The organism is Shewanella sp. HL-SH8, from assembly GCF_051165765.1.
GTDB classification, from domain to species: domain Bacteria; phylum Pseudomonadota; class Gammaproteobacteria; order Enterobacterales; family Shewanellaceae; genus Shewanella; species Shewanella glacialimarina.
Window position 1 is genome coordinate 2335848 of the sequence record NZ_CP195039.1, and the last position, 24072, is coordinate 2359919.

General features: G+C 39.7%; 22 protein-coding genes and 3 tRNA genes. 12 read left to right on the forward strand and 13 right to left on the reverse strand.

What is annotated here, in order from left to right:
* Positions 1-22: 22 nt before the first annotated feature.
* Positions 23-811, forward strand: a complete 789-nt coding sequence (locus ACRWQN_RS10275; RefSeq protein ID WP_434929819.1) for a class II glutamine amidotransferase — start codon at positions 23-25, stop codon at positions 809-811.
* An 84-nt stretch (positions 812-895) separates the two neighbouring features.
* On the opposite strand, the gene ACRWQN_RS10280 is transcribed toward ACRWQN_RS10275, so the two are convergent.
* From ACRWQN_RS10280 to trhA, 3 genes are all read right to left on the reverse strand, one after another.
* Positions 896-1852, reverse strand: a complete 957-nt coding sequence (locus ACRWQN_RS10280) for a DUF3108 domain-containing protein (RefSeq protein WP_434937580.1) — start codon at positions 1850-1852, stop codon at positions 896-898.
* Between the two features lie 92 nt (positions 1853-1944).
* Positions 1945-2316, reverse strand: a complete 372-nt coding sequence (locus ACRWQN_RS10285) for an MGMT family protein (protein ID WP_434937582.1) — start codon at positions 2314-2316, stop codon at positions 1945-1947.
* 99 nt (positions 2317-2415) lie between these two features.
* Positions 2416-3096 carry a PAQR family membrane homeostasis protein TrhA gene (trhA, locus tag ACRWQN_RS10290; protein WP_434937583.1) on the reverse strand — a complete coding sequence of 227 codons (681 nt, stop codon included), beginning with the start codon at positions 3094-3096 and terminating at the stop codon, positions 2416-2418.
* Positions 3097-3321: 225 nt separating this feature from the next.
* On the opposite strand from trhA, the gene ACRWQN_RS10295 reads away from it, so the two are divergent.
* The gene (locus ACRWQN_RS10295; RefSeq protein ID WP_434937584.1) at positions 3322-4296 is read left to right on the forward strand and encodes a hypothetical protein; all 975 of its coding nucleotides are present in this window, start codon (positions 3322-3324) and stop codon (positions 4294-4296) included.
* A 39-nt stretch (positions 4297-4335) separates the two neighbouring features.
* Here ACRWQN_RS10295 and rrtA read toward each other — a convergent pair whose 3' ends face one another.
* On the reverse strand, positions 4336-4959 hold the full coding sequence (rrtA, locus tag ACRWQN_RS10300; protein ID WP_434926025.1) for a rhombosortase: 624 nt from the start codon (positions 4957-4959) through the stop codon (positions 4336-4338).
* Between the two features lie 8 nt (positions 4960-4967).
* Positions 4968-5681, reverse strand: a complete 714-nt coding sequence (queC, locus tag ACRWQN_RS10305) for a 7-cyano-7-deazaguanine synthase QueC (protein ID WP_434937586.1) — start codon at positions 5679-5681, stop codon at positions 4968-4970.
* 185 nt (positions 5682-5866) lie between these two features.
* Between queC and queE the strand changes: the two genes are divergently transcribed.
* Positions 5867-6535: a 7-carboxy-7-deazaguanine synthase QueE gene (gene queE / locus ACRWQN_RS10310; protein ID WP_434937588.1), complete on the forward strand. Its 669-nt coding sequence runs from the start codon at positions 5867-5869 to the stop codon at positions 6533-6535.
* Between the two features lie 42 nt (positions 6536-6577).
* Here queE and ACRWQN_RS10315 read toward each other — a convergent pair whose 3' ends face one another.
* The 4 genes from ACRWQN_RS10315 to ACRWQN_RS10330 form a co-directional block, all read right to left on the reverse strand.
* Positions 6578-7651 (reverse strand): PLP-dependent cysteine synthase family protein, encoded by a 1074-nt coding sequence (locus ACRWQN_RS10315; protein ID WP_434937590.1) that lies wholly within the window; start codon positions 7649-7651, stop codon positions 6578-6580.
* A 171-nt stretch (positions 7652-7822) separates the two neighbouring features.
* A tRNA-Tyr gene (locus ACRWQN_RS10320) sits at positions 7823-7907 on the reverse strand.
* Positions 7908-7936: 29 nt separating this feature from the next.
* Positions 7937-8021, reverse strand: a tRNA-Tyr gene (locus ACRWQN_RS10325).
* Between the two features lie 38 nt (positions 8022-8059).
* Positions 8060-8144 (reverse strand) — tRNA-Tyr (locus ACRWQN_RS10330).
* A gap of 125 nt (positions 8145-8269) precedes the next feature.
* Between ACRWQN_RS10330 and ACRWQN_RS10335 the strand changes: the two genes are divergently transcribed.
* The 3 genes from ACRWQN_RS10335 (at position 8270) to ACRWQN_RS10345 (ending at position 11611) form a co-directional block, all read left to right on the forward strand.
* The gene (locus tag ACRWQN_RS10335) at positions 8270-8767 is read left to right on the forward strand and encodes a VC2046/SO_2500 family protein (protein ID WP_434929812.1); all 498 of its coding nucleotides are present in this window, start codon (positions 8270-8272) and stop codon (positions 8765-8767) included.
* A gap of 144 nt (positions 8768-8911) precedes the next feature.
* The gene (locus ACRWQN_RS10340; protein WP_434929811.1) at positions 8912-9199 is read left to right on the forward strand and encodes a DUF406 family protein; all 288 of its coding nucleotides are present in this window, start codon (positions 8912-8914) and stop codon (positions 9197-9199) included.
* A 195-nt stretch (positions 9200-9394) separates the two neighbouring features.
* Complete coding sequence (locus ACRWQN_RS10345) at positions 9395-11611, forward strand: putative bifunctional diguanylate cyclase/phosphodiesterase (RefSeq protein WP_434937591.1); 2217 nt, start codon at positions 9395-9397, stop codon at positions 11609-11611.
* Between the two features lie 43 nt (positions 11612-11654).
* Here the strand turns inward: ACRWQN_RS10345 and ACRWQN_RS10350 are convergent, their stop codons facing one another.
* The gene (locus ACRWQN_RS10350) at positions 11655-12170 is read right to left on the reverse strand and encodes a YchJ family protein (RefSeq protein ID WP_434937592.1); all 516 of its coding nucleotides are present in this window, start codon (positions 12168-12170) and stop codon (positions 11655-11657) included.
* The gene (locus ACRWQN_RS10355) at positions 12170-12598 is read right to left on the reverse strand and encodes a YybH family protein (protein ID WP_434937594.1); all 429 of its coding nucleotides are present in this window, start codon (positions 12596-12598) and stop codon (positions 12170-12172) included. The genes ACRWQN_RS10350 and ACRWQN_RS10355 overlap by 1 nt, the downstream gene beginning before the upstream one ends.
* Before the next feature lie 261 nt (positions 12599-12859).
* Here ACRWQN_RS10355 and smrA point away from each other — a divergent pair, with 261 nt between their 5' ends.
* The 3 genes from smrA to ACRWQN_RS10370 all read left to right on the forward strand — a co-directional run bounded on the left by smrA (position 12860) and on the right by ACRWQN_RS10370 (position 16819).
* Positions 12860-13459, forward strand: coding sequence for a DNA endonuclease SmrA (gene smrA, locus ACRWQN_RS10360; protein WP_434926034.1), 600 nt, complete (start codon positions 12860-12862; stop codon positions 13457-13459).
* A gap of 418 nt (positions 13460-13877) precedes the next feature.
* The gene (locus ACRWQN_RS10365) at positions 13878-14519 is read left to right on the forward strand and encodes a TetR/AcrR family transcriptional regulator (protein WP_226409998.1); all 642 of its coding nucleotides are present in this window, start codon (positions 13878-13880) and stop codon (positions 14517-14519) included.
* A gap of 23 nt (positions 14520-14542) precedes the next feature.
* Complete coding sequence (locus tag ACRWQN_RS10370; RefSeq protein WP_434926035.1) at positions 14543-16819, forward strand: acyl-CoA dehydrogenase; 2277 nt, start codon at positions 14543-14545, stop codon at positions 16817-16819.
* A gap of 281 nt (positions 16820-17100) precedes the next feature.
* On the opposite strand, the gene pyk is transcribed toward ACRWQN_RS10370, so the two are convergent.
* Positions 17101-18540, reverse strand: a complete 1440-nt coding sequence (gene pyk / locus ACRWQN_RS10375; protein ID WP_434926036.1) for a pyruvate kinase — start codon at positions 18538-18540, stop codon at positions 17101-17103.
* Positions 18541-18860: 320 nt separating this feature from the next.
* Complete coding sequence (locus ACRWQN_RS10380; protein ID WP_226415929.1) at positions 18861-19715, reverse strand: MurR/RpiR family transcriptional regulator; 855 nt, start codon at positions 19713-19715, stop codon at positions 18861-18863.
* 323 nt (positions 19716-20038) lie between these two features.
* On the opposite strand from ACRWQN_RS10380, the gene zwf reads away from it, so the two are divergent.
* From zwf to edd, 3 genes are read left to right on the forward strand one after another with little or no spacing between them, the layout of a single operon-like run.
* Complete coding sequence (gene zwf, locus ACRWQN_RS10385; protein WP_434926037.1) at positions 20039-21508, forward strand: glucose-6-phosphate dehydrogenase; 1470 nt, start codon at positions 20039-20041, stop codon at positions 21506-21508.
* A 10-nt stretch (positions 21509-21518) separates the two neighbouring features.
* Positions 21519-22217, forward strand: a complete 699-nt coding sequence (pgl, locus tag ACRWQN_RS10390) for a 6-phosphogluconolactonase (protein WP_434937596.1) — start codon at positions 21519-21521, stop codon at positions 22215-22217.
* Positions 22218-22229: 12 nt separating this feature from the next.
* Positions 22230-24056 (forward strand): phosphogluconate dehydratase, encoded by a 1827-nt coding sequence (edd, locus tag ACRWQN_RS10395; protein WP_434937598.1) that lies wholly within the window; start codon positions 22230-22232, stop codon positions 24054-24056.
* The last annotated feature ends 16 nt before the right edge of the window (positions 24057-24072 follow it).

Consider the following 24072-nt stretch of genomic DNA (forward strand, 5'->3'; position numbering starts at 1 on the left):
AGTAACGAAAAAGGCTTAATAAATGTGCGAATTACTTGCTATGAGTGCCAATGTCCCCACTGATATTGTATTCAGTTTCACTGGGTTAGCAGAACGTGGTGGGGTAACTGGACCGCATGTAGATGGTTGGGGTATTACCTTTTATGAAGGTAAAGGCAGCCGAACATTTAAAGATGCATCTCCAAGCAGTCAATCTCATATTGCTCAACTTATAAAGTCATACCCAATAAAAAGTGAAATTGTTGTGAGTCATATTCGACAAGCTAATAGAGGGTGCGTGTCACTGGAAAACACACATCCTTTTTCCCGAGAATTATGGGGCCGTTATTGGACCTATGCCCATAATGGTCAGCTAAGTGAATATGAGCAAAAATTTATTTCAAGTCGTTTTCAACCCGTTGGCGATACGGATAGTGAAATGGCATTTTGTTGGATACTTGAGCAAGTGGTACAGCAGTTTGGCGACACTGCACCAGAAAATATGAATGTGGTGTTTGAGTACATAGCTAAACTTGCAGATGAGATCCGCACTCTAGGTATATTTAATATGATCTTAAGCGATGGCATTGATTTAATGGCATATTGTACCAATAATTTGTGTCACATCACTCGTAGAGCACCCTTTGGTAAAGCTACCCTTATTGATACCGATGTGGTGATTGATTTTCAAAAAGAAACCACCCCTAATGATGTGGTTACCGTGATTGCGACTAGACCGTTAACTAACAATGAACAATGGCAGGTGCTTTCAGCCGGTGACTGGAGAGTATTTAGACTGGGTGATATTCGGATCGAGCATAGTGCTGTTTAACATACTGTTATAAAAATATTATATTTAAATTAGTAGAGGATAAAAAAATGCCAGCAGTGCTGGCATCATTAAAATCAATGGTGCCTAATCAACCACCATTTTTTTAATATCTAACATTTCTTTTTCGCTGATTTCATCATGGCTGACTTCAGGTAAATCTTCATCATCTGATATACCTTCTTCTACTGTACCAGCTTGTTTTATTAATGACTTTTCTGCCATGTAAGCATCGAATATTCGCTTTTCATGATCGATATCAAGACTCGGAATATCAGTTAAAGGCTTATCGAAATGATATTGAGAAAGTTGAATATCAAGTTGTTTACTGCCTTTAGAAAAATGACTTAGCCTAATCGGTAAATAAGCAAGTTTAGGTGCCATCCAAAAAAATGTTTGTCTTTTTGTGCTCTCGCGAACAACTTCAAACTTTACCGTTTCAAAAGTACCGCCTGCCACTGTAATGGTTTCATTACCAATAATTTTAAAGTCGTACTCATCCACTTCTTTTTCTTTGACCATCTTATAATTAAGGGGTCTTTTATTACTTATCACGTCCATTCTAAATTGTAATTGCACCATCAGTGGGTCAAATATTAACTCTTGATAATCTAATTTTAGGGCTTCTTGTTTGTAGATGGTATGGATAAAATTTTGTGATTTAGCAAAAGCGGTTTGCTCGGTGTAATCACTACCTGTTCCTGTTCTGTAATGCACATACCTAAAAGGCACTAATTTACCGTTTTCAAGGGTGAAATCACTTTGTAGTTTACGTTCATCAGACAACATTAATAGTCCGACTTCACTTTCGAATAGATAATTATAATAGCCACTATCAGTAGCTGGCAGAGTATATTTAGCATCACCTAACTCAATACTGCCATAATAAGCCTTATACTGCGCTGTATGAGGAGTTAGTGGTAATAAAATGGTACTTTTTGAAACAGCCTGTTTAACAGAAGTGTCATCTTGTATTGAATTTTGTGGTGTTGAAACTAAATCAGCGCTAAGCGTACTGCTGGTCGCACTAAAAGATACCATCATAAAATAGGCTATTAATGGTGACAGAAGTAGATGAGTTGACTGTGATTTTAAAAGAGTAGTTTGCAAGTTTTTAATCCTAAAAGAGATGCCGACTAAAACGGAAGTGTCATGACTATTGTTACTAGATCAGGTTGCCATAAATGTTTGGACAATGGAATCTTGCCATTGTTCACTTCAATATTCTCTAATCGCAATAATTCCGTTTGCTGTTGAAATAAAAGGGTGCTTTTCGGAAACGAAATTCGTCCCGCAGCGTTAATTACCCTATGCCAAGGTAGGTTAGCTGTTGACGGAGCAAGCTTTAGTGCGCGTGATACATATCTAGCTCGCCCTGGTAAGCCTGCAAGATCAGCCACTTTGCCATAAGGAAGGACTTTACCTTCAGGTATTAGCTTAACGACAAAAGCAATTTTATCCTTTGCTTGCCATTTTTGCTCATCAGAATGTTCATAATCAGGATGCATATAACTAACTATGGATTAGTTTACCGATAATTCTGCATGAAAAAATGACTATTGAACAGCATGCAAAGTGCCTCTATTGATCTTTAGGTGATGAATATATTAAATAGTGACCATAAAATAAACACATAAGAAATGCGAACAAGCGCCACCAAGGACGAACATATGCCAAATGGCATGATTATAGGGTATTTTCTTATTGGCATAGAATATCACTCCCAAGCTGTAAAATAATCCACCCATTATCAATAAATTAAATGTTAACTCTGTCATATTAGCAATAAGGTCTGCCATGACAGTAACACAGAGCCAACCCATTAATAGATATAGAAATAGACTGAGTGCTTTGAAACGACCAATAAACAAGGTTTTAAAAATAATGCCACCGAATGCAATACTCCAGATAATCGTTAAGATGATTAATGCGTTATCATCCTGCAAAGCGATCAACATAAGCGGTGTGTAGGTGCCTGCAATGAGTGTATATATAGTGCAGTGATCTGCCATTTTAAATCGTTTTCGCCATACAGGTGTACGGCTAGTGTGATATAAGGTAGAAGATAAAAATAAGGCTATGATACTAACACCATAAATAATAACACCCGCTAGCTGAGTTGAAGACAAGCCTTCTTTGGCATTACTTAACATTAATACCAAACCCACTAAACCCGCAATAACACCGAATCCGTGAGATAACCCGTTAGCTAACTCCTCTTTAGTGCTATAATCGCCGGTACTATTAAGTATTTGTTCTGCGGTAAGAATGTCTGATTTTTCGGGCATGGTGTTTGTTACTCAATATAAGAGTCAAATGATGATGTTCAGTCTAACAGGGCTAGTCAGTAAAAACTACAAATAGAGTACACGTGTACTCTCAGTTTTTAATCTGAGTTTACCCCAGTATCCAGGGAAAAATTTTTTAGATGACTAGTGAACTTTATCAAGGATTTACATTCAAATCAGCAGAGTTAATGATATATGGATATGTTTTTAAAGACAGTAACTAAAATGGATAGAAAAAATAAGTCATCAAATAGAGATAGTTTTAACATTATTATTGGCCATGGCCATGACCATGACCAAGAACCAGATCCTGAACTTGAAAGCGAGCCAGTGGTCATCAAAGATAGGCGAGGGCTAGTTAAGTCGGTTTCTCTTGCACTTGGTATACATTTTGTTTTTTTCTTTGTTATCACCTGGTTTTGGCAGCAAGCGAGCGATCAACATCAGTCGAGCTTAATCATAACTCCTGAAGCGGTCAAAATTAACAGCTATATTATTACCACAGAACAATATGAAGCTATGGTTAAAGCAAGTGAATTAGAAAAACCATTAGAAAGTGAATCAAAACTAGATACTGATAAAAAAGAAGTTAATGAAGAAAAAATTAATCAACAAGAGGTTGATAAACAGGATACAAATATGGAGGTTAAATCATCGGCACAACCCCAATCAGCATCTAATTTTCAACAACAGATTCCAGCAGATCCCCCTGATATAATTACACCAAGGGAACCAGATCGCAGCAGTAATAATAGTACCTCAGCGATTAACGATGAAACTGTAAATGAAGCAGGTAATGAAGCTGTTAGTGATAGCGTGGGAGTACTTTCAACCCATGCCATTACTCAGGCATCAAACCAGTATTTACAACACATGAATATGAACGAACTTGAAACATTAATAGGTAATCAGTCTGCGTTAACAAACAAGCCTGGGGGGACGATGAGTGAAATGGACCCTGACTTAGTCTTTATTGAATTAATCCCCCAAATTGATACCAGTCAACCCCATACATACAATCATCGCCTTGACCCTAATAGAATTGTGAAGCAAGGTGACTATTGTTATCGTGTGGTCAATCTAGCCACTCAGGTTAACCCCTATGGTGAAGGGTTAGGGTATGCAGAGTTTTGTGGTGTTGATGATCAAAAGACCGCTTTAACAAACGCTATTAGTAATCGACTGAGCAAAATTAAATAACCTTTTTTAGTCACTGTTTTTAACAACGACTTTTAATCGCTACTTTTTATGACGAAATTTGTTCGCAACAGTCAGCCAGAATATCGCGCATATTAACCCTGCAACTAAGCCGACTAAATGAGACTCTGTCGCTACCCTAGCATTGATTAATTCAGAAATACCCGCACTTGCACCAAAATACTGCTCATAACCTACCTTTACAATGACACCTATTAGTAGTAAATACCCCGACCGTAAACCTTTGCGAATATCCATTACCGCACCAAAAGTAAATAAACCATGTAGCAACCCACTTAATCCTACATAGGCTCTGAGTTCAGGATAGAAAAAATATAAACCCACACCTTCCAAGACACAAAGGCACAAAAAAAGCAGCGTCAATTTACCTGTATGTCTTTGGTAATGTAATTCATGTAAAAAAACAATGACCCAAAATCCAGCCAAATTCATCACTAAATGCCAGATGTTGGTGTGTAACAAATTACCGGTAAGTAGGCGCCAAATTTGTCCATTAGCAATAGCATCATGTTGAAATTTGAATAAGCTGTTGGTATCGACAATGATGGGGTTAGTGATACTTAGGGCAAATAAAACAATACAAATGACACTGATAACCAAGGTAAATTGATATGGCTTGATTAATGATGAAGTTGTTTTACCCATATTCACCTCTATGTCGATGGCTGTATTTTAGCGTGCAATGACGACATGACTTGTTGTTGATTTTGCAGATAATCATCTAAGCCGCGTTGACGTAATAAACACGACGGGCAATCACCACAACCGCCGCCAATTATACCGTTATAGCAGGTCAGCGTTTGTTGTTTAACCAGTTCTAATTGCTGATATTTGTCTGCTAAAGCCCATGTTTCTGCTTTGTTAAGCCACATCAGAGGAGTAATGATTTTTAATGGCTTATCCATGCCGAGGGCTAAAGTGTGCTCCATTGATTTAACAAACTCATTTCTACAATCTGGATAGCCTGAAAAGTCAGTTTCACACACACCGGTGATAATGGCATCACAACCGAGTTGGTAAGCGTATACGCCCGCAAGAGTCAGAAATAAGATATTTCGCCCTGGAACAAAAGTATTGGGTAAACCATTATTCATTAATTCGTGGGAAACAGGAATAGAATCACGGGTCAATGCTGAAATGGCCAATTCGTTTAGCAGTGTAGTGTCTAATACTTTATGACTGATTAAATTCAGCTGCTTAGCCAGAGCTTTTGCAACATCAATTTCTTGTCTGTGGCGCTGGCCATAATCAAAAGTAATACCGTGTACTTCATCATATTCAGTCAACGCTTGAATAAGACAGGTGGTTGAGTCTTGACCACCACTGAATACGACTAATGCTTTGCTTGGCAATGATGTTTGAGACATGAATAATAACCTAATGCTAAATAGTATAAGAGGATGATAATGTATTAATTGATGGCATTTTATCTTACAGTTTCCTGCAATAGCAAAGTTAATGGCTCATTTATGCCAATTGTCATGCTGCTAACCTTGATACTGAGGTAGAAATAAACTATAAATGCCGCCCAAACGAATAAAGCAGGTGACAAATGAGCTATCCAGTTAACGAAGTGTTTGAAACTATCCAAGGTGAAGGGACTTTTACCGGTGTGCCAGCACTCTTTGTCCGTTTACAAGGTTGCCCTGTGGGCTGCTCTTGGTGTGACACCAAACAAACTTGGGATGTACTTGCTGAAAACAAAGTGTCGCCTGAACAAGTGATTGCGGTTGATGGCACCATTGGTCGCTGGGCTAACCATGATGGTACCAGTCTTATCGCCGCATTTAATCGTAAAGGCTTTAGTGCAAAACATGTAGTGATTACAGGCGGTGAACCTTGCTTGTATGATTTAACTGAGTTGACCAACCAATTAATCGACTCTGGCTACAGTGTCCAAATTGAGACTTCGGGCACTTTTGAGGTGCTATGTCATCAAGATGCCTGGGTAACAGTATCACCTAAAATCAATATGAAGGGTGGATATAAGGTATTAAGCCAAGCTTTAACGCGTGCAAATGAAATTAAACACCCAATAGCCACAGATAAACATATTGAAGAGCTGGATGATTTACTCAAGGATATTGATATTGAAGGTAAAACTATCTGCTTACAACCTATTAGCCAGAAGCCTCGCGCTACAGCATTGGCGATGAAAGTCTGTATTGAGCGTAACTGGCGTCTCTCGATTCAAATGCATAAGTATTTGGATATTGATTAAGCGATAAAGGCTGCCCCAAAATGTGTGTTGGGGCAACTCGATTTAGCAGTCCAATGGACTGAGTAATCCACTTTGGTTAAAATCACTTAGTTGCTGTTCAAATTGTTTAAAGCAACCAATATTGTTCTCAATCCATTGGGGATTATAATAAGTATCTAAGTATCTTTCCCCCGCATCACAAATCAATGTCACAATCGAACCTGCTTGTCCTTGTTGTTGCATTCGCGTGGCTAACAGTAATGCACCATACAAGTTGGTTCCTGTCGATGCGCCCGTTTTTCGGCCTATCAAGGTTTCTAACCATTGCATGGTAGCAATGGATGCTCCATCAGGAATTTTATGCATTTCATCAACAACACCAGCAATAAAGGAGGGTTCGACTCTAGGCCGTCCAATGCCCTCAATTTTACTGCCTTTTTGACCTGTTAATGTTTTATCACCACTGTGGAAATAATCATAAAAAACCGAGTTTTCAGGGTCTACCACACACAGTTGGGTCGATAACTGCTGATAGCGAATATAACGCCCAATGGTAGCAGAGGTGCCACCTGTGCCGGGGCTCATTACAATCCAGTGGGGAATAGGGTGTGGCTCACGTTGCATTTGAATGAATATTGAGTCAGCAATATTGTTATTGCCCCGCCAATCTGTGGCGCGCTCTGCAAAAGTGAACTGATCCATGTAATGGCCATTTAACTCTTTAGCAAGGCGTTCAGACTCAGCATACATCTGATTACTATTATCAACGAAGTGACATTGCCCGCCGTAGAACTCGATTTGTTGAATTTTCTTTTTAGCCGTAGTCGAAGGCATTACCGCGATAAAAGGCAAACCAATTAAACGTGCAAAATACGCTTCAGACACCGCAGTGCTACCAGACGATGATTCAATAATGGTGGTAGTTTGTGTAATCCAACCATTGCATAAAGAATATAAAAATAACGAACGGGCTAAACGATGCTTTAGGCTGCCCGTAGGATGAGTACTTTCATCTTTAAGATAAATATCAACACCGTTAAGTTGTGGTAAATCGAGTTTTATAAGGTGAGTATCAGCAGAACGTTGATAGTCTGCATCAATCTTAGCAATGGCCTGGTTTACCCAATTCGATGGCATAGTATTTTCTCATCGTGATTATTAATGACTTAATCTTAAAGAAAAAAAGGTCTTAAACCTAGCAAAAATAAGCTGGTTGAGATAATAGAGACAATTAATATGAATGTGCTTAACTAATGAAGGATATATTACAGATTTTGAGGGATATAGTATGAGGATTAAGATGTAAAATGGTGGAGGGAGAAGGATTCGAACCTTCGAAGGCTGAGCCGTCAGATTTACAGTCTGATCCCTTTGGCCACTCGGGAACCCCTCCACTGAATAGAGATAAATGAGCAAGAAAGATGGTGGAGGGAGAAGGATTCGAACCTTCGAAGGCTGAGCCGTCAGATTTACAGTCTGATCCCTTTGGCCACTCGGGAACCCCTCCACATATTTCTTTTTCGTCTATCTAAATTACATCGCAAATGGTGGAGGGAGAAGGATTCGAACCTTCGAAGGCTGAGCCGTCAGATTTACAGTCTGATCCCTTTGGCCACTCGGGAACCCCTCCTCAATTGCGGCCGCCATAGTAGTCATAAACCCAAAATATGTAAAGGCTAAAAATGAATATTTTTCTAAAGTTTAGGTGTGTTTGGTCGATAAAATAGCATCGAGTCATAATAGTGTTGTTTTTATATGCAAATTGAATCACTACTGGTCAATGAATTACAATTAGGCGGTCGTTTAAATGCGGCTGTCGAAAACCAGCGTCGTGGTGAATTTGGTTTACTGTTAGCCATGTTGTCAGCAGACAGTAATGATATGGCTCAATTTCAATTTGATAAACACCTGACGATTGACCAGAAACTGTATAAACAGTTTCAACTGCAACAACCACAAAAATTAGTTGATGATTTATCTGCTACTGCTGAGCATACAAATAATGGTGCTGTTTTTCACTCCCAAGGGTTATGTCAATTTCATTTACAACAAAGCTTATGTCCTGAAGCCATTGTAATACGAGGTAAACATGATGATGCAATGACCCAAGCATTAAGCAATAGCAGCCATTTAGTGCGATCAAAATATGAAGGGTTAGAAACCCATTATGAGCCTACTGAAGACATGCATTTTGTTGAGCAGTTAGAGCGTCAACGACAGATTAGTCAAACGATGATCCAACTCACCGCATAAAGTCCTCCGCTTGAGGCTATATCATTTGCATAAAAACATGGTGCCAACTCGATATGTGAGCCAAGTAAGGGAAATTGTTATTCAGTTATTTTATGATAATCACATATAAACAGATCTTCATTCTTCAGCTTTGGGTGGTTCACGATGGTTAACACAATTAAACAACAACAGCAGAACGTAAACGACTCATGCAGTGATTGCGGTAGTTTTGTTGATATCGGCGCCGTAATTGATGAGCACGATACCGAGTTAGTGTTAGTTTTTAAGGGGGAGGCAGCTGAAATCGAAGCACGTAAGCTTGCCAGTACCGCGCAGACTCGTTTCGACAAGGTCGATGTTAAAATTGTTCATGTAGGCGATGATGTTAAGCTTATATTGTATTTTTCAGTGACGGTGGAGAAAATGCTATTTCAATTAGAAAATGGCGTGTAAATAGGGTTGCTGTTTGTTAATTGCGGGTGTATCGTCAGCGATTAAATTTTATAACAGCCTTTGATTATCAAGAGTTAACAAACAGCTTATTATTAAGCTCCCAATGGTATGTATTGAGTTTCTGCACATTGCTCACAGAGCGAACTAATTATAATTCAGCAGAATGAGAATACATGATGTCTTTTCGGGAAACTAATGACACAAGAACAAAATCAGCACCTTTTAGAGTTAATTGTAAACTCTAGTGCGAAACAGCAGGGGAACTTTACAAAAACCTCTGAGTTAGTTAGTCGGCTGTTGCAGCAACATTTTGTTGATTCTACGGTATCTGTTTGGCTATTTGACGAAAAGTTGGATAGTGCAGAACCATTATATGATGCGCAACAAAATCCTTCTTTATCCTGCTCGAAAAGACTGATTTCTCATTATTCAGGCTGCGATAACAATAGGCCGATATCCTCCTTAAGCACTGTGCAGTCGGGCATAAACATTTGTTATTTTGATGAATTAAAAAACCACCGTTATATAGCCACTAATAACATCTCCCATGATAACCAATTAATTCATTCTTTTGATTATTATGGTGTTAACCATATTGTCAGCACACTTAATGTTGCTATAAGGATTAATGGTCATATTGAGGGAGTGTTAGCGATTGACTTTAAATCATCATTTGAATGGCAACTTGAACAAATTCAAATTGCGATTCAGTGTGCGGATCAGCTTGCATTAACCTTGGCAACTCGATACTCCTACGATAAATCAGAACAAATCCATTTGTTGCGCAATGCCGCAGAACATTCAGAACATGTGGTTATGATTGTCAATACTGATACTTTAGTTGTCGATTATGTCAATTTTGCCCATCAAAGAATGACAGGCTTATTACGCAGTGATATTGAACATCAAAGTGTGATGAATTTAGATATTTTTCGAAATAAACCCGATGTACTTCAACATATATTGGCAAAGCTTGCGAATAATGAAAGTGTAATAGGAGACATTAAACTTAAACGAGTCGATGGTAAACAATATTGGCTACACTATCACATTACCGGTTTTATGACCGAGCAAGGTCATCACTATGCCTTGGTTTCAAGTTATGACATCTCTTCTGAATTTGAACACCAAGCAGATTTGGAACATTTAGCATGGCACTGTAGTTTAACTGGCCTACATAATCGATCTTTTTTTACTCCACTGCTGGATAAAGCCCAAGATGGCATATTATTATTGGTTGATCTATTAGGCTTTAAACGATTTAACGATACCCACGGCCATGAACAGGGTGACTCGTTATTAATTGAGGTTGCTAGACGTTTAAAGCACTTTGCCGCGAACTACAAAGCAATAGATGTGGCTCGAATTGGCAGTGATGAGTTTTGTATTTTGTTGCCCCACATGATGTCAGCACAAGACTTAGACGAGTTGGTCAGTAAACTCATAACCAATTTATCCGCTTCTATGATTATTAATAGAGAAAAAGTTGAACCCAAACCTGCTATTGCTATCGTTGACATTGGTTCAGTAATTGATTTATTCGCACCTTTATCCTGTGCAGATATTGCGTTGCAATACGCAAAAAAACAGTCAAATGGTTATTACCAATTCTTTAATGAAGAATTACTTCAACAATTTAAAAATAATGCCGAAATCGAAAAAGACTTACAGTCTGCTATTAAAGGTCGTCAATTTGAGTTGTACTATCAACCGTTAATGGATTATCAGAGTCATCAGTACGCCGGAGCTGAAGCGTTAATTAGATGGAATCACCCTCGAAAAGGGGTGCTATATCCTGGTGCATTTATTGAAATAGCTGAACAGTCGGGCATGATTAATGCCGTAGGATCTTGGGTATTAGAAACAGCATGTAAACAATTAAATTTGTGGCAGCATAAAAATGTGGACATTACCATGCATGTCAATGTCGCTGCTAGACAGTTTTTTAGTGGTGATTTATTTGAACAGGTGTGGGATCTGTTAACGCGTTATCGCATTAAACCAAGAAGCCTTATTCTTGAAATTACTGAAACCGAACTAATGGGCGATATTCGCTATGCCATTAACCTTTGCCATGAACTTGCCGATTTAGGTGTGGGAATTGCTATTGATGATTTTGGCACAGGCTACAGTTCAATGAAGTACCTTAAGCAGTTTCCTATCACTAAGCTGAAAATAGATCGTTCATTTATTATGGATATATCATCTAGTAAACAGAGCCGTGAAATTGTGAGTGCAATCATAGCGATGGCTAAAGCGCTGAATATGTCGATTACCGCCGAAGGGGTTGAGACCATTGAGCAAGCTGCTTTTTTAGAAAAGATGATGTGTGATCAAGCGCAAGGTTACTTATATAGCCCAGCTATTCGAGTGAATGATTTTAATGATTTAGTCCTAAACTCACTACATTAGCCCGTATGAACGCTTTTATTAATATTGTGTCATAATAATTTGTTTAGCTGATACAGCATTGTTTGAACTTCTTACCACTTTGGCATACGCACAGATCATTTCTGCGCGGTAAATCTGCTTCCATTTGCACACCTCGGGTATAAAACCATTGACCATCCAGTCGAACAAAATGTGATTCTTCAAAAATAGCATCAACGCTTTTATCAAGCTTATACCAAGCTTTAAATGTCACAATCGATTGTTCTGTATCGATAAATGTCAGTTCGAAAGCCGGATGACTTTTATCTATCAATTGATGTGCTAATACCTGCAAGCCTAACCATTGTGTATTACCTTGAGATAATTGTTCAGCTGTTAAGCCATCCAAATATTGCTGGTGATGGGTATCGATTAAATAATTAAACTCACCAACGACAAATGCACAATAACGAGAGCGCATTAATATGTCGGCACTGTCAGCAACTATTTTATGTGTGTGATAAACAGAGCAACAGGCTTGGTAGGCTATACCGCTATGACATGGGCAAGGTTGATTTTGGTCAAAGGTAGCAAATTGCATTATTTAGGTTGTTCTGTAGATTGTTGAATAAATTGCTTACCGTAATACCAATTTGGCATAGGTTTGGCGCGGTAATAAAACTCAGGTTTTGAGCGAGTGTTAGAATCGACACTTATTTTCCATTTACCTTCCGCTGTACGTCTGGAGACAGTAACAAATTTTCCGGCAAATTCACTTACAGGTTCGCCTGATTCTTTACCAGGGTGAAATCTTACCAGGTAATAACCAATGTCGGTCGATTGGTCAGCTGATGACTGACGAATTGCTACGCGAAAATCGATTTCAATTTTAGCGTTTTTCCGTTTAATTTTAGCAAAAAACTTATGATATAAATCAATGATATTTTTTTTGCCGTAAACAATATCTTTATCTTGTGTTTCAGAAATATACACAGCATCGTCAATGTATATATCATTTATAACCTCCATGTTAAGGTTATAAAATCCCTTTGTTAGATGACTATAATTTTCATTTAGCATGTCATTATCTGATTTTGTATTACTGTAACAAGGCATTGAAGCCATAGTGGCAAGCAGACTGACTAGCATCATTATTATTATGGGTTTCAAAAGCTTCATTAAACAGAGTTTCTCATCAAATTGATCTATTTTACAATATGGTAGGTACTATAAATTATTCTTTACCGTCGCCATAGAACATAATCATTACAAAGTGTGTAGGGAGGTAATGTGCTTAAAGATGATAAAGTGCTGTTTTTTGAAGAGATGGCTGATGTCATACCGCTCAAGGATATTAATAAAACACAATCTGTAAACTTGGCTAGCTCGTCTTCACCTACAGCTGGGCAATTAGCTAAACAAAGCGCTTTAAATGAGCATGAACTACTTACTGTTTTACCGCTCATGCCCCATCAATTTTCGAGGATCAGCCCAGACGAAATAGTCAGTCATCAGCATGATGGTATGCAGGATGCTGTCTTCAAACAATTACGTTTGGGTAAATATGATATTAAAACGATTTTAGATGTGCACGAATACAGCTTGGTCCAAGCTAGACTAAGTTTAATAAATTGTATTTTTAGTGCGTTTGAACGCGGAGAACGCAATATTCTGGTTATTCATGGTAAAGGCTATAACAGTAAGCCTTACCCAGGTTTAATGAAAAGTGCTATATGTGATTGGCTTTTCAGAATTGACCATGTTGCAGCGTTTCATAGTGCAACCCGAGACCAAGGTAGTACCGGTGCTATGTTTGTGATGCTTAAAAAGTCGCAACAAAAAAAGATTGAAAACAGTGAATTAAATCGCAAAGGCAGTGGTTTTAGATAAAGTCTGACTAAAAAATATGCCCAGATTACCATGGCGAATCGTTCATTGTGGTAGGCGAGCATATCAATGAGTGCTTTTTGCTAAGATTAACAAAGACCCATTTCAGCCATATGCATCCTTTGTTACCTGCAGTTTAAGCCCTGAGTTAACCCACTTAACATGAAGTTGTTTAAAAATAACAGCGATTACTTCCACATAAATATACACTCGTTTAAAAATCATGCTCATCAACTATTTTTATACAAAAGTTTATCTGTAGAGAACCTAGACTATTTTAAAAAATTTGTGCTTGTTACATTTGTGACTGTTTATGCTTAGTGTGAGCTATTTTGCTGCGAAAATAAGCCAAATTTAAATTGACATCTGTGCGCTCAATGATTAATTTAAACGGGTGTTTAAATTGAGGGTGGGTTAGAGGATGGCAAGTCGTACTGATACGAAAACAAGAATTCTAGATTCAGCAGAAAAACTGTTTGCTGAGAGAGGATTTTCAGAAACGTCATTGCGTTTAATCACCAGCAAAGCTGAGGTTAACTTAGCCTCAGTTAATTATCATTTTGGTTCAAAAAAAGAGTTAATTAGAGCGGTATTGGCGCGTTACCTTGATGTGTTTATGCCTGCAGCGGCAAATGAAATAAAGCGTTTACATTTAGCTCCGGAACATGCGCCACTTAATGACATTTTTTCATGTTTGATCAAACCATTATTAGAACTTAACAAGGTTAGAAATGGTGGCACAATAATATTCCTGCAATTACTCGGTCGGGGGTATATTGAAAGTCAAGGACATTTACGCTGGTTTATCACTACGCATTATGGCCAATATTTGACTACTTTTGTACAAGCTGTCACAGCAAGCGTACCGCACATTCCTCCGGTTGAAATGTTTTGGCGTTTGCACTTTACGCTTGGCACTATGGTATTCACTATGGCATCTGCCGATGCACTAAATGAAATTGCCGCTTCAGATTACGGCGAACATAACAATATTGAAGCAATTATAAGAAAAGTTATTCCCTACATGGCTGCGGGTGTTGCCGTACCAGTAATGTCCAACTAGTTAAAACTTAAGAAGGTTAAAAAATGAGTATCATCATATTGCTTGTTATCGCAATCATAGTGCTCTTCGGAGTACGAAATATCAGGATGCAATTTATTACGCGTCCAGCATTTGCGTTTTTCAAAAAAGTACTTCCTCCGTTATCTAGCACTGAGAAAGAAGCTATGGAAGCGGGTGATGTATGGTGGGAAGGTGAGCTATTTCGCGGTAAACCTGATTGGAATAAATTACATGGGTACGCTAAACCGACCTTAACTGCTGATGAACAGAGCTTTTTAGATAACCAAGTTCAAACAGCACTAACTATGATTGACGACTATGACATTGTTCATAATCGTAAAGATTTGCCTCCTGAATTATGGCAGTACTTTAAAGAAGAAGGCTTTTTCGCGCTAATTATTCCTAAAAAATATGGCGGTCGTGAATTTTCTGCTTTTGCTAACTCCACCATAGTAGCGAAAATTGCCACACGCAGTGTTAGCGCCGCGGTGACTGTTATGGTGCCTAACTCATTAGGTCCTGGTGAGCTATTAACCCATTATGGTACTCAAGAACAGAAAGACCGTTGGTTACCGTCTTTAGCTGTAGGTAAAGATATTCCGTGTTTTGCTTTAACGGGTCCAGAGGCAGGCAGTGATGCAGGTGCTATTCCCGATATCGGTGTGGTGTGTCGTCAAGAGTTTGAAGGCGAAGAAACTTTAGGTCTTAGTTTAACCTGGAACAAGCGTTATATTACCTTAGCTCCTGTTGCGACTGTGTTAGGTTTAGCATTCCAAATGCACGATCCTGATAAATTATTGGGCGACAAGAAAAACCTTGGTATTACCTGTGCCCTTATTCCAACTAACCATCCAGGTGTTGAAATTGGACGTCGTCATAATCCATTAATGATGGCCTTTATGAACGGTACCACAAGTGGTAAAGATGTATTTATCCCATTAGATTGGATTATTGGTGGTCCACAATATGCGGGTAAAGGTTGGAGAATGTTAGTTGAATGCCTGTCTGCGGGGCGTGGTATTTCTTTACCTGCACTGGCAACAGCCTCTGGTCACATCGCCACAAAAACTACCACTGCTTATAGTTATGTTCGTCAGCAATTTGGTATGCCAATTGGTAACTTTGAAGGTGTTCAAGAAGCTTTAGCGCGAATTATTGCCAATACTTACCAATTAGAAGCCGCGCGTCAATTAACCACTACGGGTATTGATGCTAACGTTAAGCCGTCGGTCGTTACCGCAATTGCTAAATATCACATGACTGAGTTAGGTCGTGATGTATTAGAAGATGCAATGGACATTCAGTCTGGTAAAGGTATCCAGCTAGGGCCTAAAAACTATTTAGGCCATGCGTTTATGGCAAATCCTATCTCAATTACCGTTGAGGGCGCTAATATTTTAACTCGCTCATTGATGATTTTTGGACAAGGGGCAACACGTTGTCATCCTTATGTGCTTGCAGAAATGGAAGCGGCAGGAATGGAAGATGAAACCGCAGCAGTAGATCGTTTCGATCAACTACTTTTAGGCCACATTGGTTATGCCACTCGTAATGCACTGAGTTCATTTGCTAATGCACTCACGGGCAGCAGATTCTCATCTTCACCTGTGAGTGGACCAACCCAGAAGTATTATCGTGATATGAATCGTATATCGTCTTCTTTAGCAATTATGACTGATTTATCTATGTTAATAATGGGCGGTGATCTTAAGCGTAAAGAAATGATTTCTGCCCGTATGGGGGATGTGTTAAGCCAGCTTTATTTAGCTTCTGCAACATTAAAGTTCTATGAGGACAATGGCCGTCAACAAGACGATTTACCAAGTGTTCATTATGTAATGACAGAGCGTTTACAACTTGCAGCAAAAGCATTAGAAGATGCTATCCGTAACTTCCCTAGCAAAATTGCTGGTGTGCTATTACGGGTACTTATCTTCCCATTAGGCAACCACTTCAATGCACCAAGTGATAAAGCCGCTGTTGAACTGGTAAAAGCTATGCTTAAACCTAGTCCTGCGCGTGACAGGATTACATTCCTATGTGGCGAGTTTGAAGGTGATACCAGCGGAGTGGCTGAAGTTGAAGATGCGTTTCTTGCCAAATATGCAGCAAGAGATCTTTATAAGAAACTTAAAAAAGCCCAACGTAGTGGTCATATTAAATCTAAGCTACCTATGCTTGAGTTATTCGATGTAGCGTTAGAGAAAGATATTATTACTGAAGCTGAGTTCGAGCAGTTACGTGAAGCGGATAAAAAACGTCTAGCTGCCATCAATGTAAATGACTTTGAAAAGCTATAATGACTTAACCTAGCTTAAAATGAAAACGCTGACATTGTTCAGCGTTTTTTTTGGAATCTTTTGATGGTAGATGAGGGCGGCTATAAGTGTGACTTTAGCCAAGAAGGCTCAAAGTAAGATATGACTAAAACTGGATAGAGTCTAGCAATGACCAGGTTCATTATATTGATTAAACGCGTTTTGAGGATGCAAATGCTGTTCAATAAACCACAGATGCAAAAACGCCAATCATAAGATTGGCGTTTTCAATAACCTTGCTAACTTTTACTTAAGTTTAGCTATTAAGCTACGACTAACACTTTACACGTGTTAGTGCCGCCTATTGTTTCCATAGCATCGCCTTTAGTCATTAATACCATGTCGCCGCTATTTAAATAACCCGCTGCAACCATAGTGTTTAATGCTTCACGGGCTAATTCATCAGCGCTGTAAGCCGTTGAATCAAAATACATAGGTTGTACACCACGGTATAATGCCATTGTTGCTAAGGTTTTCTGATGACGAGAAAGGGCAAATATTGGCAATGCAGAGCTAATGCGAGACATTAATTTTGCAGTTGCACCAGACTCTGTTAATGAAATAATTGCTTTTACACCTTCAAGGTGGTTTGCTGCATACATAGTAGACAGTGCAATTGTTTCTTCAATAGAGGTAAAGTTTTGCTCTAAGCGATGCTTAGACACCATCACACTTGGGTGTGATTCTGCACCAATACATACATTGGCCATGGCTCTAACGGTTTCTTCTGGGAAGTCACCTGCAGCAGTTTCAGCTGACAACATCACAGCATCAGTACCATCAAGCACAGCGTTTGCTACGTCCATCACTTCTGCACGGGTAGGCATTGGGCTAGAAATCATTGATTCCATCATTTGAGTTGCAGTAATAACCGCTTTATTCAATTGACGTGAACGCTGAATTAAGCGTTTTTGAACCGCAACTAGTGCAGCATCACCAATTTCCACACCTAAGTCACCACGGGCAACCATGACAACATCTGATGCTCTAATTACATCATCCATTGCTTCGTCAGTTGCAACAGCTTCTGCACGCTCAACTTTAGCAACAATAAGCGCATGACTACCGGCTTCAACAGCCAGTTTACGGGCTAGATCTAAATCTGCACCAGTACGTGGGAAGGACACAGCCAAATAGTCAACATTGATTAAAGCAGCTGTTTTAATGTCCGCCATATCCTTTTCTGTCAATGCTGGCGCAGTTAAGCCACCGCCTTTTTTGTTGATACCTTTATTGTTTGATAAAGGACCCGCTACGGTAACAGTGGTGAAAACTTTATTGCCTTCAACGCTGTCTACACGTAACTGAACACGACCATCGTCCAGCATTAAGATATCGCCAATCACCACATCTCTTGGTAACTCTTTATAGTCGATACCTACTTGGTTATGATCGCCTTCACCTTTGCCTAAATCAGCATCAAGAATAAACTTGTCGCCTAAGTTCAGCTTAATCTTCATGTTGTCTTTAAAGGTAGAAACACGAATTTTGGGGCCTTGTAAGTCGCCTAAAATTGCCACGTGTAAACCTAACTCTTTGGCAATTGCGCGAACATCATTGGCGCGTTTTAGGTGGTCTTCAGCTGAACCGTGTGAAAAGTTCATCCGAACCACATTGGCACCCGCTATAATAATTTTACGTAAATTATCATCGCGATCAGTTGCTGGGCCTAAAGTTGTAACGATTTTTGTTCTGCGGAACATGACATACTCCGTTATATAAAAGGAAAGTTTTAAAATTTTAAAGTTGTTGTAAAAAATTTGGTTATTAAAAGTACGCTAAAACTGGGTACTAAAAATGATGTATATATAGTAACAGACATTCTTTTAAAATGTAGTAAAGTTACCAACAAATAGTTAGTGTTTAATGCGTGTTTTTTGTGACAGATAAATCATTTTTAGCAAAAAAAAGGCTAAAAGACACCAGTCTTTAGCCTTTTAATCAATATCATCACAGCTAAAGTTAGATATTGTTAATCAATGATTTTGTCGTAAGTCACATTCACAATAAGCGTAAACACGGCTTAAATGGTCATATCTCGGTTCACACGAGACTCTTTTAATACTTCTTTTACACGTTTTAAGTTATCGCGAAAACGAGGGCCACGTCGCAATGTAAAGCCTGTGGCAAGTACGTCTATAGTGACCAACTGAGCTAAGCGAGAAGCCATGGGTAAGTATAAATCAGTGTCTTCTGGTACTTCCATGGTTACAGGAAGCGTGCATTCCAGAGAAAGAGGCGAGTTACGGGCAGTAATACCAATAACTGCAGCGCCATTTTCTCGGGCAATACGGGCTATTTCTATTAGTGATTTGGTGCGTCCAGTATGTGAAATAAGTACCACTACATCGCCTTCATTGCAGTTGATGCAGCTCATGCGTTGCATAAGCACATCATCAAAGCAGATAACAGGCACATTAAAGCGGAAGAACTTATTTTGGGCGTCATGCGCTACTGATGCTGATGCGCCTAAGCCAAAAAATGAGATTGTTTTAGCTTGAGTTAAGATATCAACGGCTTTATTTATTGCTGCTATGTCTAAGCTTTGACGGGCGGTATCAAGCGATGCCATTGAAGATTCGAATATTTTTGTTGTATAAGATTCAGGCGTGTCATCTTCTTCAACGTGGCGGCTAACATAAGGTGTGCCATTAGCAAGACTTTGAGCCAAATGTAACTTAAAATCAGGGAAGCCTTTAGTGTCTAAACGGCGGCAGAAGCGATTAACCGTAGGTTCGCTGACATCGGCCATCTTTGCTAAAGTAGCAATGCTGGAATGGATAGCGGTTTGCGGCGAAGCCAAAATGACTTCGGCGACCTTGCGCTCTGACTTACTAAATTTCGCAAGGTTGTTTTGAACCTTTTCAAGTGTATTCATAATCATGCATCCGCCGATATTGGGTAATGTAATTTTAAATCAGAAGTTCTTTTTATAGAGGAAATTAAGTTATTTTTTTACCTCTGAAAGTCAATTGTAGTAAATTTTCAATTGTTCAGGAATTGACAAAACTTCTGTTACTGTCTGTGAGTGAAGAAAATCATAGCAGATAACGTATCAAAATGACTATATAGCTATCAAGAGATTAATTGCAAAATATAGATGCATAAATCAAATTCTGTTGTTATATTACAACAAAAGTGTGTTTTTATTCATCGTTTAGAACGATTCAAACACAAAATAATAAAGGAGAGCTGTCAGCAATGGGCAAATCATCAAGTGCGAAGGCGTGTGATTTTGTATTGTTTGGAACCAAAGGGGACCTAGCAAGACGTAAACTATTACCTTCTCTGTACCAATTAGATAAAGCTGAGTTATTAGACAAGGACACCAAAGTTATCGGTGTTGCTAAAGATGCCTTTACTCAGGAACAATTCGTCGAGCTTGTCACCAAGGCGTTAAATACTTTTGTAAAGGATGAGATTTGTCCTGAGACACTTGAGCGTTTCTTAGCCCGTTGTCATTACATTGGCACTAACTTTACCGAGCCTGAAGGTTATGCGGCATTCCATGACTTATTAGAGCCTACAAAACGAGTGATGGTAAATTACTTTGCCACACCGCCTTCCATATTCGGTGCTATTTGTCGTTGCCTTAATGAGCAAAAATTGATCCATTCAGACACCCGAGTGGTGTTAGAGAAACCGATTGGCACTGACTTAGAATCATCTCATGTTATTAATGACCAAGTTGCCGAGTTTTTTAATGAAAACCAGGTTTACCGTATAGACCATTATTTAGGCAAAGAGACGGTGCAAAATTTGATTGCGCTGCGTTTTGCGAATTCATTATTTTCGTCTAAGTGGGACAACCGTACCATTGATCATGTACAGATCACCGTGGCTGAAGAAGTGGGTATTGAGGGGCGTTGGGGATATTTTGATGGCGCAGGGCAAATGCGCGATATGATCCAAAACCATTTATTGCAGGTGTTAACGCTTGTGGCAATGGACCCTCCAGTAAACTTAGATGCTGACAGCATTCGCGATGAAAAAGTGAAAGTGCTTAAATCTCTGCGACCAATTAATCAAGACAACGTTTATGAAAATACCGTACGTGGTCAATACAGTGCAGGCTTTTTGAAAGGATCTCCAGTTCCAGGTTATTTGGAAGAAGAAGATGCTAATCAGAAATCTAACACAGAAACATTTGTGGCATTACGTGTTGATATTGATAACTGGCGTTGGGCTGGCGTGCCGTTCTATTTACGTAGTGGTAAGCGTATGCCGTTCAAAAGCAGTGAAATTGTAGTTTATTTCAAAAACCCGCCGCATAACCTGTACCGTGCAAGCTACCGCAACCTACCACCTAACAAACTGACTATTCGTTTACAACCCCATGAAGGGGTTGAGATTCAAATGATGAATAAAGTCCCAGGTCTAGAACAAAAGCAACGTTTGCAAACGACTAAGTTAGATTTGAGTTTCTCAGACACCTTTAAAAATGACCGTATTGCCGATGCTTATGAGCGTTTATTACTTGAAGCAATGTTAGGCAATCAAGCGCTATTTGTGCGCCGTGATGAGGTTGAGCAAGCTTGGAAGTGGGTAGACGGTATTATTCAATCTTGGGAACAAAGCGGCGAGCGTCCTAAATCCTATCCAGCTGGCACATGGGGGCCGGTTGCATCGGTTGCCTTGATCACTAAAGACGGTCGTTCTTGGGATGAATAAGGAAACTAACATGATTAAAGAAAGCGTATTTAAATCATTCGATACACCTGCCAGCCTTGAATCGGACTTAGCAGATAAAATTGCCAATCAATTGCAAGATGCGATTGATAATCGCGGTGAAGCTAGCTTGGTTGTATCCGGTGGCTCTACGCCATTAAAATTATTTCAACTGCTTAGCCATAAAACCTTAGAGTGGAGTGAAGTTTATATCACTCTTGCTGATGAGCGTTGGGTAGAAGCTGATGAAAAAGATTCAAATGAGCGTTTAGTGCGTGAGCATTTACTGCAAAATCGCGCCGCTAGCGCTAAATTTCGTGGCTTAAAGAATATGTTTGCAAGTCCTGAAGCTGGTGCGGCAATGGCGGGGGAGTCATTAGCGAATTTCCCGCGTCCATTTGACGTGGTCATTTTAGGTATGGGCACTGATGGACATACCTGTTCATGGTTCCCGTGTAGTAAAGAATTAGATAACGCATTAACTACCAAAGAGGTGTGCGCCGCGGTTAATCCGACTACGGCGCCTCATGCCAGAATTACCTTATCTAAAGATGCCATTTTAAACAGCCGTCAGATTTATTTACATCTGGTTGGTGAAGCAAAATTAACCGTTTATCATCAAGCTCTTGAGAATGATGATGTAACAAAAATGCCCATTAGAGCCGTTTTAGCGCAGCATAAAACGCCCGTTGACGTGTTCTACAGCGCATAAAGGAGTTGTCACATGCACTCAGTTGTCCAGTCGGTTACTGACAGAATTATTGAACGTAGTAAAAATTCACGCAAAGGCTATTTAGCAGCCCTTGAAGATGCTAAGGCCAAAGGGGTTCACCGGAGCGCGTTAAGCTGTGGCAACTTAGCCCATGGCTTTGCGGCTTGTAAGCCTGCAGATAAAGATGCATTACGTCAATTAACGAAGGCTAACATTGGTATTGTTACCTCGTTTAACGACATGCTTTCCGCACATCAGCCCTATGAAGATTACCCAAAGCTGTTAAAGCAAGCATGTGAAGAGGTTGGCAGTGTTGCGCAGGTTGCTGCGGGCGTTCCAGCAATGTGTGATGGCGTGACCCAAGGTCAGCCTGGCATGGAATTAAGTTTGTTGAGTCGTGAAGTGATAGCGATGGCAACAGCGGTAGGCTTGTCACACAACATGTTTGATGGTGCTTTATTACTGGGTATTTGTGACAAAATTGTCCCAGGCTTACTTATTGGTGCACTAAGTTTTGGTCACTTGCCGATGATGTTTGTGCCAGCAGGCCCAATGAAGTCTGGTATTCCGAACAAAGAGAAAGCTCGAATTCGCCAAAAGTTTGCCCAAGGTCTGATTGGCCGTGAAGAGTTATTAGCCGCTGAATCAGCATCGTACCATAGTGCGGGCACCTGTACTTTTTATGGTACCGCTAACTCTAACCAGTTAATGCTTGAAATTATGGGCTTACAGTTACCTGGTTCATCTTTCGTTAACCCAGATGATCCGCTTCGCGAAGCACTAAACAAAATGGCGGCTAAGCAAGTATGTCGTTTAACAGAAATGGGTACCCAGTACACCCCAATTGGTAAAGTGGTTTGTGAAAAATCTGTAGTGAACGGTATCGTTGGCATTCTTGCAACTGGTGGTTCAACTAACTTGACCATGCACATTGTTGCCGCGGCTCGCGCTGCCGGCATTATTGTTAACTGGGATGACTTCTCAGATTTATCTGATGCAGTTCCTCTATTGGCACGTGTTTATCCAAATGGTCATGCTGATATCAACCACTTCCATGCTGCAGGCGGAATGGCCCTACTAGTCAAAGAATTACTGGATGGTGGATTATTGCATGAAGATGTCAATACTGTTGCCGGTTTCGGCTTGCGTAAATATACCCAAGAGCCAAAACTTATTGACGGTCAATTGCTTTGGGTTGATGGTATTTCTGAATCATTAGATAAAGAAGTATTAACTCACTTAGCAACACCTTTCCAGCCAAATGGTGGTCTTAAATTACTAAAAGGTAATTTGGGCCGTGCAGTGATCAAAGTCTCTGCTGTACCAGACAAAAATCGTATTATTGAAGGTCCTGCGATTGTGATTAACGATCAAAATGACATAGATGCCTTATTCAAAGCCGGTGCGTTAGACCGAGATTGTGTAGTGGTAGTCAAAGGTCAAGGCCCTAAAGCCAATGGTATGCCAGAACTACATAAGCTAACTCCATTCCTTGGTAGCTTGCAAGATAAAGGCTTTAAAGTGGCATTAGTCACTGACGGTCGTATGTCTGGAGCATCAGGCAAAGTGCCAGCCGCGATTCATTTAACACCAGAAGCCCTTGATGGCGGCATGATTGCCAAAGTTCAAGATGGTGATTTGATCCGTGTGAATGCCAATACTGGTGAGCTGACATTATTGGTTGATGAAGCAGTGCTTAATGCACGTGAATCAAGCGTGGTTGATTTACACCATTCAAGTTATGGCATGGGTCGCGAATTGTTTGGCGCGTTACGCCGCACATTAAGCAGCCCTGAAACCGGTGCAAGAAGCACCAGTGCGATTGACGAAATTTACTAATTAAGGAAAAGTAACG

What these genes read in the sequence shown, in the direction of transcription:
- ACRWQN_RS10275 (WP_434929819.1), top strand. Translation starts at nt 23, where the DNA reads ATGTGCGAATTACTTGCTATGAGTGCCAATGTCCCCACTGATATTGTA.
- ACRWQN_RS10280 (WP_434937580.1), bottom strand. Translation starts at nt 1,852, where the DNA reads ATGATGGTATCTTTTAGTGCGACCAGCAGTACGCTTAGCGCTGATTTA.
- ACRWQN_RS10285 (WP_434937582.1), bottom strand. Translation starts at nt 2,316, where the DNA reads ATGCATCCTGATTATGAACATTCTGATGAGCAAAAATGGCAAGCAAAG.
- trhA (WP_434937583.1), bottom strand. Translation starts at nt 3,096, where the DNA reads ATGCCCGAAAAATCAGACATTCTTACCGCAGAACAAATACTTAATAGT.
- ACRWQN_RS10295 (WP_434937584.1), top strand. Translation starts at nt 3,322, where the DNA reads ATGGATAGAAAAAATAAGTCATCAAATAGAGATAGTTTTAACATTATT.
- rrtA (WP_434926025.1), bottom strand. Translation starts at nt 4,959, where the DNA reads ATGGGTAAAACAACTTCATCATTAATCAAGCCATATCAATTTACCTTG.
- queC (WP_434937586.1), bottom strand. Translation starts at nt 5,681, where the DNA reads ATGTCTCAAACATCATTGCCAAGCAAAGCATTAGTCGTATTCAGTGGT.
- queE (WP_434937588.1), top strand. Translation starts at nt 5,867, where the DNA reads ATGAGCTATCCAGTTAACGAAGTGTTTGAAACTATCCAAGGTGAAGGG.
- ACRWQN_RS10315 (WP_434937590.1), bottom strand. Translation starts at nt 7,651, where the DNA reads ATGCCATCGAATTGGGTAAACCAGGCCATTGCTAAGATTGATGCAGAC.
- ACRWQN_RS10335 (WP_434929812.1), top strand. Translation starts at nt 8,270, where the DNA reads ATGCAAATTGAATCACTACTGGTCAATGAATTACAATTAGGCGGTCGT.
- ACRWQN_RS10340 (WP_434929811.1), top strand. Translation starts at nt 8,912, where the DNA reads ATGGTTAACACAATTAAACAACAACAGCAGAACGTAAACGACTCATGC.
- ACRWQN_RS10345 (WP_434937591.1), top strand. Translation starts at nt 9,395, where the DNA reads ATGACACAAGAACAAAATCAGCACCTTTTAGAGTTAATTGTAAACTCT.
- ACRWQN_RS10350 (WP_434937592.1), bottom strand. Translation starts at nt 12,170, where the DNA reads ATGCAATTTGCTACCTTTGACCAAAATCAACCTTGCCCATGTCATAGC.
- ACRWQN_RS10355 (WP_434937594.1), bottom strand. Translation starts at nt 12,598, where the DNA reads ATGGAGGTTATAAATGATATATACATTGACGATGCTGTGTATATTTCT.
- ACRWQN_RS10365 (WP_226409998.1), top strand. Translation starts at nt 13,878, where the DNA reads ATGGCAAGTCGTACTGATACGAAAACAAGAATTCTAGATTCAGCAGAA.
- ACRWQN_RS10370 (WP_434926035.1), top strand. Translation starts at nt 14,543, where the DNA reads ATGAGTATCATCATATTGCTTGTTATCGCAATCATAGTGCTCTTCGGA.
- pyk (WP_434926036.1), bottom strand. Translation starts at nt 18,540, where the DNA reads ATGTTCCGCAGAACAAAAATCGTTACAACTTTAGGCCCAGCAACTGAT.
- ACRWQN_RS10380 (WP_226415929.1), bottom strand. Translation starts at nt 19,715, where the DNA reads ATGAATACACTTGAAAAGGTTCAAAACAACCTTGCGAAATTTAGTAAG.
- zwf (WP_434926037.1), top strand. Translation starts at nt 20,039, where the DNA reads ATGGGCAAATCATCAAGTGCGAAGGCGTGTGATTTTGTATTGTTTGGA.
- pgl (WP_434937596.1), top strand. Translation starts at nt 21,519, where the DNA reads ATGATTAAAGAAAGCGTATTTAAATCATTCGATACACCTGCCAGCCTT.
- edd (WP_434937598.1), top strand. Translation starts at nt 22,230, where the DNA reads ATGCACTCAGTTGTCCAGTCGGTTACTGACAGAATTATTGAACGTAGT.